This window comes from Fictibacillus nanhaiensis, assembly GCF_023715445.1.
GTDB classification, from domain to species: domain Bacteria; phylum Bacillota; class Bacilli; order Bacillales; family Fictibacillaceae; genus Fictibacillus; species Fictibacillus nanhaiensis_D.
Map to the genome: position 1 here is coordinate 1 of NZ_JAMBOD010000056.1, position 378 is coordinate 378.

The 378-nt window shown below is 45.8% G+C and carries 1 tRNA gene; it reads right to left on the bottom strand.

The features are described 5' to 3' along the window. Window positions 1-266: 266 nt before the first annotated feature. Window positions 267-342, bottom strand: a tRNA-Ala gene (locus M3196_RS21835). Between the last annotated feature and the right edge of the window lie 36 nt (window positions 343-378).

The window sequence follows — 378 nt, forward strand, 5'->3', positions numbered from 1 at the left end:
GCCTCGAACTTCTCGCATCTCGTAACTTAATGATGCATACACATCAAGATTGTTGCTTTGGCGCAGATTAGATAATTCTATCTGCCTTGCATTTGTTTGGATGTCGATATCTAGTTTTCAAAGAACATGGCTACTTACTTGAAGACTTCTTTGCTGCCATGCGACGAGGAACACACATCGTAGTGTAATATCTCGCAGACGCAGGAGCAATGGAAGCTTCTCTGTATTTAGCGTCAAAAAAAGGCACCATCTCGTAAGATGTGCAATGGTGGAGCTTAGCGGGATCGAACCGCTGACCTCCTGCGTGCAAGGCAGGCGCTCTCCCAGCTGAGCTAAAGCCCCATATTCTAGGATTATTAAAATGGAAATGGTGGGCCT